Here is a 9,412-nt window from a genome sequence, read left to right as displayed (position 1 = left end):
TGGCGGTCTCCCCGGCAAGCCTCAGAGCGTTGCGGGTCATCTGATCATCGCCTTGCTGCTCTCTGAGCCACTCTCCAAGGCCCGCAAGATCGCGCCGCATGACGCTCACAGAGAGCCTCAGACGCCTTAGCTGTTCTTCTGCCGCGCGAGCCTCCTCTGCCCGCTCTGCAATCTCATCTGCACGACGCACCAACGGCGTGAGATCAAATCCGAAGGCCAGTAGTTCGCCCTGTCCGCGCCGGGCAAACCGCTTTCCGTTCGGGCTGTCTCGCCGCAGGATCAGGCCTGCCCGGACAAGATCCGCCAGATGCCGGCGCATCGTCGAACAGGGCATCCCGTTCAGGCGCGCGCAGATTGATGCATTGGAGGGAAAGACGATCATACCGCCGTCCCCTGCCCCGAGGTCTGTCTCCGGATGAAAACTCAGAAGCGCCTGCAGTACGACGAGCGCCCGGTCAGACAGCCCGAAGGACTGGCGAACGGGTCCGAGATTGCGCAGGACGTCCCATTTATTAACGGGAGTTTCCGGCAATGGCGCGCCGGCCGGCGTAATCTGTTCGATCACGGCAGCATCCACGGCGCGCCGGAAGGGCGTTACGGGCTGATAGGTCATAAATAGTTTCACGAAGACAAAGAAATCCCGGGCCGCGAATCACTTTTGACTTGCGGCAGATGGCGCCTGAGATTACCTTGGAGTTGCTAAACACAAGATTGGGTCTCGTAGGGCGTCGGCTTTGCGGGGCCTTTTCTTTTAGTCCTGGTCGTGCCTCCTGTTTTTCATTTTCTGCTCTCGCTCAGTCTTCCGCATGGGTTTTGTACCGCGCGTGAAGCTCTTGCAGGACACCCTCGATTTCGCCATCGAGCCAGGCGCCGAAGGCTGCGTCCTTAATCTCCAGTTTCAGGCCGCCGGGGCTGCGTTGCACGCGGCCGGCAGCTTTGCCGCCGAGCATCACCGCCCGACCGTCGGGTGCCTTTTTCGCAGGACGTTTCTGCGCAGCCGGCTCCTGTGGTTCAACCGCACGGGCTACGGCCTCGAAAGCGGCGACCGAAGGGTCGGCGCCGTCGGCCCCCCGCACGGCGTCCGCCTCAACCGACGAGCGCGTGCCGGTGGCCAGGTCGCACAGCGGCTCAGGTGCGGGGCTGGTCTCGCGCAGGACACGCGCCAGCGCTTCCCAGCGGGGTCGTCCAACCCCGTGCGCCGCCCCGATCGCGCGGATCAGGCCAACGCCGATGCTGTCGACAACGGCCAGCGCCATTGAGACCGCGGATTTACTCACCGTAAGGACCTCGGCCACCTCGGTCTGGGTGCCGAAACCGGCCTCCATCAGTTCTTTGGCAAAGAGCGCCTTTTCAATGAAACTCAGATCGCGCCGGGCCATATTTTCGGAGATCTGCGCGCGCATGGCAGAGTGATCGTCAAGATTAGCGACCAGCGCGCGTACCGTTTTCACTGTATCCGACTGCCGGATCGCCTCAAGTCGCCGGCGGCCATAAACCAGCAGATAGCGGTCAGCCTGTGAGGGATGGCGTCGCACCAGAACAGGCACTGTCTGCCCGTTAGTCTCGATTGCATCGCGCAGATCCTGCACATCGGACGGGTCAAGGCGGTCCGCCACACGGCTGTCTTCGATGCTCCAGGGGTCCAGATCCCAGACCTGATGGGCATCGACGGCATCGCGCGCGGACCGCAGAGCGCGGTTGCTCGACATCATCGAGGCAGGCGGCGGCGCAGCCTGTGCCGCCGTCAGGTTATCCAGCATCGCCATGCGCTTTTTGCGGCTGTCGCTCACGGGCGCCCCCAGGTCTGCCGGATCAGCCCGGCAATCTCGTCGTTTACCGCGTTCAGGCTTTCCATCGCGCGGTCATAAGTGGTGCGGGTAAAGGCCGATCGTTCGACCTCGTAAAGGGTCTGTTTGGTCAGACCGGCATCAGAGATCGCCGTGGATTTCAGCATCGGCGCATTGAGCACCTTGTCGCCGTACATGGTCCGCAGAAAGGCAACGACGCGGTTCTGCGGGGCGTCCGTGGGCTCGTACCGGGTCAGCAGGTAGCGCATCCAGTCGTGCGACATGTCGGCACCGCTTTGCGCGATCACATCCATCAGATCCGCGGTCATGCGCAAAAACTGCGACATCGACATCACATCGAGCATTTCGGGATGGATCGTGACCAGCACACCGGTGGAAGCCGACAGCGCGGACATCGTCAGAAACCCGAGCTGCGGCGGGCAGTCGATGACCACCACGTCGTACTCATCATCGACCTGCGCCAGTGCCTCTTTGACCCGGAAAAAGAACAACCCCGCATTGCCCTGGCTGAGGGCGCGGGGGGTCTCGTGCTCGAACTCCATCAGCTCAAGGTTTCCGGGGATCAGATCAAGATTGGGAATATAGGTTTTGCGGATCACTGACGCGATCGGGGCAGGGTCGACATAACGGATCGCATCGTAAAGCGTGCCGCCGTCCGGCAGGTCATATTCCGGCTGCACCCCGTGCAGGGCGGTAAACGATGCCTGGGGATCCAGATCGATGCCCAGCACCCGGTATCCGGTCAGCGCGAGCCGCTGTGCCAGATGCGCGGAGGTGGTGGTTTTGCCCGAGCCGCCCTTGAAATTCATCACGCCGATGACCTGAAGATGGTCCCCGTCGCGGCGGCCGGGCAGATAATCGCCCGGCTTGCGCGCATTCTTCTCTAACAGCACTCTCAGAGACTGTATATCCGCCGCAGAGTAGAGTCTGCGATTGGCCTTTGTCATCTCCGGAGAAGGGCCTTTTCCATCGAGGTGAAGTTTGCGAAGATATGAGTCGTTAACGCCGAGCAGGGCGGCGGCCTCACCCGAGGTGAACCGCCGCATCTGTTTGGCGGCATCGGGGGGGAAAAGGCTTTCCCGCTGGGCATGTAGCTGTGTCGCCAGCCACTCGGAATGCTGGCGGATCACCGCATTCAGGTCGTCTGGCAGAAAATTACTGTCCATCTGCTCTCTCTTTGTGCCGCAAAGCGTGTTCACGGTTACAGCCGTTTTCCCGGCCTTTTCCGTGACTATTGGCCTAAGCGATGGATTCGTGCAAGGTTTTTCTACATCTGGTGGTGCCTCCTGTGCCAGCTACAACTAGTCGCGCAGAGCCCGCTCCGATATTTCACCTTGAAAAATCCGGCCTGTCCCGAAAAACTGAAGCTTCAGCATAACCGGTGCCAGACGGGCGCGTTTCGGTGAATTATCCACAGACCGGGGGGGTTTTGTGACAGCATCAGACCAGATTAGAGACCTCAGAGACCGGATGGGGCAGTCGATTATCGGCCAGCGCGACGTGGTTGACCGCCTGATCATCGGCCTGCTTGCGAACGGCAATCTGCTGATTGAAGGGCTGCCCGGTCTGGCCAAGACCCGCGCGGTCAAAGCCATGGCCACAAACATGGACGCAGAGTTCAGCCGTATCCAGTTTACGCCCGATCTGCTGCCCTCGGATGTGACCGGTACCGAAGTTTATCATCAGTCACCCGAAGGCGCGTCGTTCCGGTTTGATCCCGGTCCGGTTTTTGCCAATATTGTTCTGGCCGATGAGATTAACCGGGCCCCCGCCAAGGTTCAGGCGGCCCTGCTGGAGGCCATGGAAGAGCGTCAGGTGACAGTCGCCGGGACCACTCACAATCTGCCGCCGCTGTTCATCGTCATGGCCACGCAGAACCCGATCGAGCAGGAGGGCACCTATCCGCTCCCCGAGGCGCAGATGGACCGGTTTCTGATGCACGTGCGGGTGGATTATCCGCCCGTTGAGGATGAGGTGAAGGTTATTCAGCTGGTGCGCCGTGAAGAGGCCGCAAAGCAGAAAGCGGATACAGATAAGAGTGCCGCGAAGATTGAAAAACCGCCCGCGATCCCGCAGTCAGCGGTGTTTGAGGCGCGGGGTGAGATTGCGGACATTCACGTATCAGACGCGATGGAACGGTATATGGCCGATCTTGTCTATGGCACGCGTACGCCTGCGGCCCTGTCAGATGATCTGGCGCGCTGGATTGAAGTGGGGGGCAGCCCCCGCGCCTCGCTGGCGTTTGACAAATGCGGACGCGCGCATGCCTGGCTTGCCGGGCGCGATTATGTCGACCCGGAAGATGTGCGCGCCGTTGCCCATGACGTACTGCGCCACCGCCTGACGCTGAGCTATGAGGCGCAGGGCGAGGGGGTGGCGCCCGATGATGTGACCGATCGTCTGCTCTCCGAGGTCGCTTTGCCCTGAGGAAAGATCATGAGCCCGCGCACTGATCCCCGCATTCACGTAAGCCTCGCGCATCTGCGCGGGCTGCGGGGCCGCGCGCGTGCCATTTCGTTCCGGCCGGGGCAGCCGTCACGCAGCATTCTCAACGGCCAGCATGCTTCGAAGATCAAGGGCAGGGGGCTCAACTTCGAAGAGCTGCGCCACTATGCGCCCGGCGACGATGTGCGCACGATCGACTGGAAGGTCACGGCGCGGACCGGCGCGCCCTATGTGCGGGTCTATACCGAAGAGCGCGACCGGCCTGTATTGCTGGTCGTCGATCAGCGGATGTCGATGTTCTTCGGCAGCGTGCACAATATGAAATCCGTCACGGCGGCGGAGGCGGCGGCCATTTCCGCCTTTCGCGTGCGTGACAAAGGTGACCGCGTCGGCGGGATCATCTTTGATGACACCGGTCTGCATGAGATGCGGCCCCATTCCTCGGCACGCGCGCTTAACCGGTTTCTCGATACGCTGGCTGAGGCCAACGGAGCGCTCAGTGCCGATGCGCCTGCGCATACGCCGATGTCGCTGAACCGGCCCGTGGGCGCGGCTGCGCGGATTGTCCGCTCCGGCGCGCTGGTGATGGTGTTCAGCGATTTTGACGGCTGGGACGAGGACACCGAAAAGAACCTGCGCCGCATCGCACAGCACAATGAGCTGATCCTGTTCAGCGTTCTTGATCCGACCTCGGATCAGCTGCCGCCGGAGCTTGATATCGTGGTCTCTGACGGCACGTTGCAGGCCCGGGTCAATGTCGGCGATGAAACGGTGCGCCGGAAGCTCACGGATTTCAGCACCGGGCGGCTGGCTGCTCTCTTTGACTTCTCGGCGCGCTATGCGGTGCCGGTGATCCCGCTGACCACCGCCGAAGACACGCTGCCGCAGCTTATCCGGCTGCTCGGCGGGGGCAGGGGGCGCGGATGAGCGAAGACCTGTCCGGGCTGGGCCTTGTCGAACTCTACGACCGCCTCGTAATGCCGGATGCGCCGGTGGCGGTGTCGCTCTTGCCGCAGACAGCCGGCTGGGTCTGGCTGGGGCTCGGGCTGCTGGTGGCGCTGGCGGTGGTTGGCCGGGTGGCGACCCTCAGACACCGGGCGCGCGCATACCGGCGCGCGGCCCTTGTGGCGCTGGAGCGCGCGGGCGATGACCCGGCAGCGATTGCAGACATACTGCGGCGTACGGCGCTTGCCGGGTTTCCGCGGCGCGATGTGGCCGGGTTGTCGGGCGACGCCTGGCTCGGATTTCTGGATGCTTCAGCACCGGCTGCGGGCTTTTCCGGGACCGAGGCAGGGCGCGTGCTCGCATCAGCCCCCTATCGGGATCAGCCCCCGCACAGCGATCTGCCGGGTATGGCGGCGGCCTGGGTCCGGACACACCGCCGGCAGGGGGGGCGGGGCTGATGCTGTCCTTTGCCTTTCCTTATGCGTTTCTTCTGCTGCCGGTGCCCTGGCTGGTGTGGAAATTCGCGCCCGCGCATCGCGAGAAAGCGAGCGCCCTGCGGGTGCCGTTCTTCCACAGCCTCGCGGAGGCCGCGGGGCAGACACCGTCGCAGGGGGCCATGATACGCCGGCGGGGCAGGGGGCAGATGCTTGCCGCCATGCTGTGCTGGGGGCTGACCGTGACCGGCCTTGCCCGGCCCGAAATCCTGGGCGAGCCCGTCGTGATCGAAAAGGCCGCCCGCGATCTTGTGCTGGCGGTCGATATCTCAGGTTCCATGGACACGCGCGATCTGCAGGATGCCGACGGCAATCCGGTGCAGCGCCTCGATGCGGTGCGGGACGTGATCAACGGGTTCATCGCGGAGCGTGACGGCGACCGGATCGCGCTGATTGTCTTTGGCACCAACGCCTATCTGCAGACGCCGTTTACCGAAGACCTTGCCAGTGCCGCTGAGCTTATGGCGCAGACCGAAGTGGGGATGGCCGGGCCGCACACGGCTATGGGAGATGCCATCGGGCTTGCCTTGCGCACCTTTGAGGCATCTGACGTTGAACAGAAATTACTTGTTCTGCTGAGTGACGGCGCGGATACAAACAGCCAGATGAGCCCGCTCAATGCCACGGAAATCGCCGCTGGCGCAGGCGTGCGGATTTTCACCATCGGCGTCGGCGATCCGCAGGCCAGTGGCGAGAACCGGGTGGATCTGGCGACCCTGAAAGCCATTGCGGAACGCGCAGACGGAGAGTTTTACACCGCCAGCGACACCGAAGGGTTGCGCGCGATCTATGACGAGATCGACGCGCTGAACCCGAGGCTGGTTGAGACCACCACCTTTCAGCCGAAAGAGACACGCGGGCATCTGGCTTTTGCGGTGGCGGTGCTGGTGGGGCTTGGCACGCTGGCGGGGCTTGTGGCGGGTCAGCGGATGGGAACCGCCGATGGCTGATCTGATCGGTGTCTTTCATTTTCTGCGCCCGGCCTGGTTGCTGATGCTGATCCCGCTTGCCGCTTTGTGGTGGCTGACGCGGCCGCGCCGCACCGGGGAGGACAAGATCGCCGAGGGGATTGCGCCGCATCTGGCGCGTGCGCTGACGGTGGGGTTTGAAGACGGGCGCCGGTATTTCGCGATTGATGGTGTGGCGCTGACCCTGGGGCTGCTGGTGCTGGCCACGGCGGGACCGACCTGGAGCCGCGTCGACAATCCGTTGCTGGCGCAGACCGCACCGCTGGCCGTGGCACTGAAGGTCACGCCGTCGATGGAGAACACTGATGTGCAGCCGACGCGGCACAAACGGGCAGCGATCAAAATCCTCGACCTGATCGACAGGCGGGCAGGGGCGCAGACCGCGCTCTTTGCCTGGGCCGGATCGGCGCACCGGGTCACGCCGCTGACCGAAGACCCCGGTATCGTTCGCTCGTATCTCTCGGGCCTGTCGGCGGATATTATGCCGTCTGAAGGTGACAGGGCGGATCAGGCTCTGGCGCTGGCGCAGGCGGAGCTTGCCCGGTCGGACACGCCGGGGGCGATCCTTTTTGTGCTCGACGATATGAACCCCGCGAATGTGCAGGCTTTCAGCACCGGGGCGGATACGCGCCCGCCGGTGATTTTCCTTGTGGTTGCGGGGGAGGGTGTGCGTTTGCCGCAGCTGGACGGGATCGGCAACTCGACGGTGGTGCGGATCACCGGGGATGACAGCGATCTTGATCAGATCGAACGCCGGGTGATCTCGGCTTATCGCGCCGCCCTGCTGGAGGACAGCCGCCAGGACTGGGAAGACCGCGGATGGATGTTCGGCTGGATCGCGCTGTTGCTGTTTCTGCCCTGGTTCCGGCGCGGGTGGACGATGAAGTGGGCGCTGGCCTTTCTGCTGGTCGGCTTGCCGGGCACGTCCGCGCAGGCGGAGGGCTGGCGCGACTGGTTTCTGACCCCGGATCAGCAGGGGCAGATTGCGATGAATAACAACGATTTTGCGGCGGCCGCCGATCTTTTCGAGGATACGGCCTGGCGGGCCTATGCGCTGCTGCGGGCCGGGCGCTATGCCGAAGCGGCCGAGGCTTACGGCTTTATCGAAACCTCTGAGGCAGCCAGTGCCGAAGGGATCGCACTGCTGCGCAACCGCAAATATCGCGATGGTCTGCGCGCCTTTGAAAAGGCGGTGGAGCGCGATCCGGAGAATGCCGTGGCGGCTGCCAACCTCGAAGTGGCCAGAGCGCTGGTGGCGTATGTGGAACGCAGCCAGGAGGCCTCCGACACCGGGGAGGACGCAGGCATCGGCGCGGATGACACGGTCTATGACAACGAAAGCGGCAGGGGTGAGGAGATGCTGGTGGACCCCGAAGAGACAGGCCCGCCCGCCGGGCTGAGCACCGAGGACTGGATGCGCGCCGTGGACACTCAGGTCGGTGATTTTCTCGCCTCGCGCTTCCGGCTCGAGACCGTGAGGGAGGCCGAATGATGCGGGCTCTGGCGCTGATTTGCGGACTGCTGGCGGGGATCATTGCCGCCCCTGTTGCCGCTCAGGATCCGCAGATTACGGTGACAGCGGAGCAGGAAGAGGTGATGGTCGGCCAGCCGTTCATGGTGGTGGTGCAGGTACTGGTGCCGACCTTTATGCCGAAAGCGCCGGTCTTTCCGGGTTTTGAGATGCCCGGGCTGATTGTGCGGCTGCCCGAGCGGTCGACCGCGCCCGTGAGCGAGAAGATCGACGGCGTCACCTGGGCCGGTGTGCGCCGCACCTACCGGATATATCCGATGCGCGAAGGGGTGACCGAAATCCCCGCTCAGGAGATCTCGATCGTTTACAAGGACACCGCGACGAATGAGGATGTTGCGCTGACGGCGGAAGTGCCGGCCACGCGCATTGTGGCGACCGTGCCGCCCGGGGCGCGTACACTCGACCCGCTTGTTCTGGCACAGGAGATCACCGTCACGCAAAGCTGGGACGCGGCGGAGGGGGAACTGGCGGTCGGCGATGCCATCGTGCGCGCGCTTGAGATCAGCGTGACGGGGGCCTCCGCGCTCTTTGTGCCGCCGCTGCTGGACGCAGCCCCGCCACGCCCGGCAGGCACCACCGGGGAAACAGAGGTCACCGGGGAGCCGGGCGCCACCTTCGGCGCTTATCCCGAAGACGCCCGGGTCACGGAAACCATTAACCGCGGGGTCATGTCCGGCACCCGCTCAGAAGAGATTACCTATATTGCGCAGACCGGTGGCGACGCGGAGTTTCCCGATATCACGCTGCGCTGGTTCAATACCGGGAGCAATGAGGTTGAAGAGATCGTGCTGCCCGGGCGCAGGGCGACCGTCACCCGGCCCGCACCGGTGCGGGCCCCGCTCAACCGCGATGTGGCGCGGCGCGGCGCGCTTTTTCTGCTGGTCACGGCGCTGGTCCTGCTGGCCGGGCGCAGGTGGCTCGTGCCGGTGCTTGCGCGCGTTGTAAACCGTATCAGAGACACTTATGCCGCAAGCGCGTGGGCCGCACACCTGGGCGCCCGACGCAGTGCGCGGCACGAAGATCTCAACGGTCTGCTCGACGCGCTGGAGGCGCGCAGGCACCGGGGGGCTGCACCGGGTGCGACCCTGACCGGCGCCGTCGATGCCCTGGGGCGCGCGCGCTGGCGCGACGGGGCGGGAGAGGCGGAACTGACCCGCCACTGGGCCGCCGTCCGGAGCGCGTTGCGCCGTGACCGGCCGGTGCTCACCACCGGCCAGCACA

9 protein-coding genes are annotated in these 9,412 nt (G+C 64.2%); 6 read left to right on the top strand and 3 right to left on the bottom strand.

Going from position 1 to position 9,412, the window contains the following annotated elements; all coding sequences use genetic code 11:
* The 3 genes from repC to repA form a co-directional block, all read right to left on the bottom strand.
* On the bottom strand, positions 1-613 hold a 613-nt coding region (gene repC, locus Q0M35_RS14890), incomplete at its 3' end, for a plasmid replication protein RepC (RefSeq protein ID WP_295316672.1).
* A gap of 181 nt (positions 614-794) precedes the next feature.
* Entirely contained in the window at positions 795-1,790 is a 996-nt protein-coding gene (gene repB / locus Q0M35_RS14885) for a plasmid partitioning protein RepB (RefSeq protein WP_295316670.1), read from the bottom strand.
* A complete protein-coding gene (gene repA, locus Q0M35_RS14880) occupies positions 1,787-2,974 on the bottom strand; it encodes a plasmid partitioning protein RepA (RefSeq protein ID WP_295316668.1) in 1,188 nt (395 codons plus the stop codon). Before repA ends, repB begins: the two co-directional genes overlap by 4 nt.
* A gap of 265 nt (positions 2,975-3,239) precedes the next feature.
* On the opposite strand from repA, the gene Q0M35_RS14875 reads away from it, so the two are divergent.
* From Q0M35_RS14875 to Q0M35_RS14850, 6 genes are all read left to right on the top strand, one after another.
* Positions 3,240-4,235 (top strand): MoxR family ATPase, encoded by a 996-nt coding sequence (locus Q0M35_RS14875; RefSeq protein WP_295316666.1) that lies wholly within the window; start codon positions 3,240-3,242, stop codon positions 4,233-4,235.
* A 9-nt stretch (positions 4,236-4,244) separates the two neighbouring features.
* Complete coding sequence (locus Q0M35_RS14870) at positions 4,245-5,180, top strand: DUF58 domain-containing protein (protein ID WP_295316664.1); 936 nt, start codon at positions 4,245-4,247, stop codon at positions 5,178-5,180.
* A complete protein-coding gene (locus Q0M35_RS14865) occupies positions 5,177-5,656 on the top strand; it encodes a DUF4381 domain-containing protein (protein WP_295316662.1) in 480 nt (159 codons plus the stop codon). Before Q0M35_RS14870 ends, Q0M35_RS14865 begins: the two co-directional genes overlap by 4 nt.
* Positions 5,656-6,642 carry a VWA domain-containing protein gene (locus Q0M35_RS14860; protein ID WP_295316660.1) on the top strand — a complete coding sequence of 329 codons (987 nt, stop codon included), beginning with the start codon at positions 5,656-5,658 and terminating at the stop codon, positions 6,640-6,642. Before Q0M35_RS14865 ends, Q0M35_RS14860 begins: the two co-directional genes overlap by 1 nt.
* Complete coding sequence (locus tag Q0M35_RS14855) at positions 6,635-8,152, top strand: VWA domain-containing protein (protein WP_295316658.1); 1,518 nt, start codon at positions 6,635-6,637, stop codon at positions 8,150-8,152. Before Q0M35_RS14860 ends, Q0M35_RS14855 begins: the two co-directional genes overlap by 8 nt.
* Positions 8,149-9,412, top strand: a 1,264-nt coding sequence (locus tag Q0M35_RS14850) for a hypothetical protein (protein WP_295316655.1), incomplete at its 3' end; no start/stop codon positions are given. The genes Q0M35_RS14855 and Q0M35_RS14850, both read left to right, overlap by 4 nt.

Source organism: Roseobacter sp. (genome assembly GCF_024639605.1).
In the GTDB taxonomy this organism is placed as follows: Bacteria; Pseudomonadota; Alphaproteobacteria; order Rhodobacterales; family Rhodobacteraceae; genus Roseobacter.
The sequence above is the reverse complement of the archived record's forward strand: the minus strand, read 5'-3'. Positions and strand labels throughout refer to the sequence as shown.

Excerpts from the sequence above, each read along its gene's own strand:
- repA (WP_295316668.1), bottom strand. The coding sequence starts at position 2,974 with ATGGACAGTAATTTTCTGCCAGACGACCTGAATGCGGTGATCCGCCAG.
- Q0M35_RS14870 (WP_295316664.1), top strand. The coding sequence starts at position 4,245 with ATGAGCCCGCGCACTGATCCCCGCATTCACGTAAGCCTCGCGCATCTG.
- Q0M35_RS14865 (WP_295316662.1), top strand. The coding sequence starts at position 5,177 with ATGAGCGAAGACCTGTCCGGGCTGGGCCTTGTCGAACTCTACGACCGC.
- Q0M35_RS14860 (WP_295316660.1), top strand. The coding sequence starts at position 5,656 with ATGCTGTCCTTTGCCTTTCCTTATGCGTTTCTTCTGCTGCCGGTGCCC.
- Q0M35_RS14855 (WP_295316658.1), top strand. The coding sequence starts at position 6,635 with ATGGCTGATCTGATCGGTGTCTTTCATTTTCTGCGCCCGGCCTGGTTG.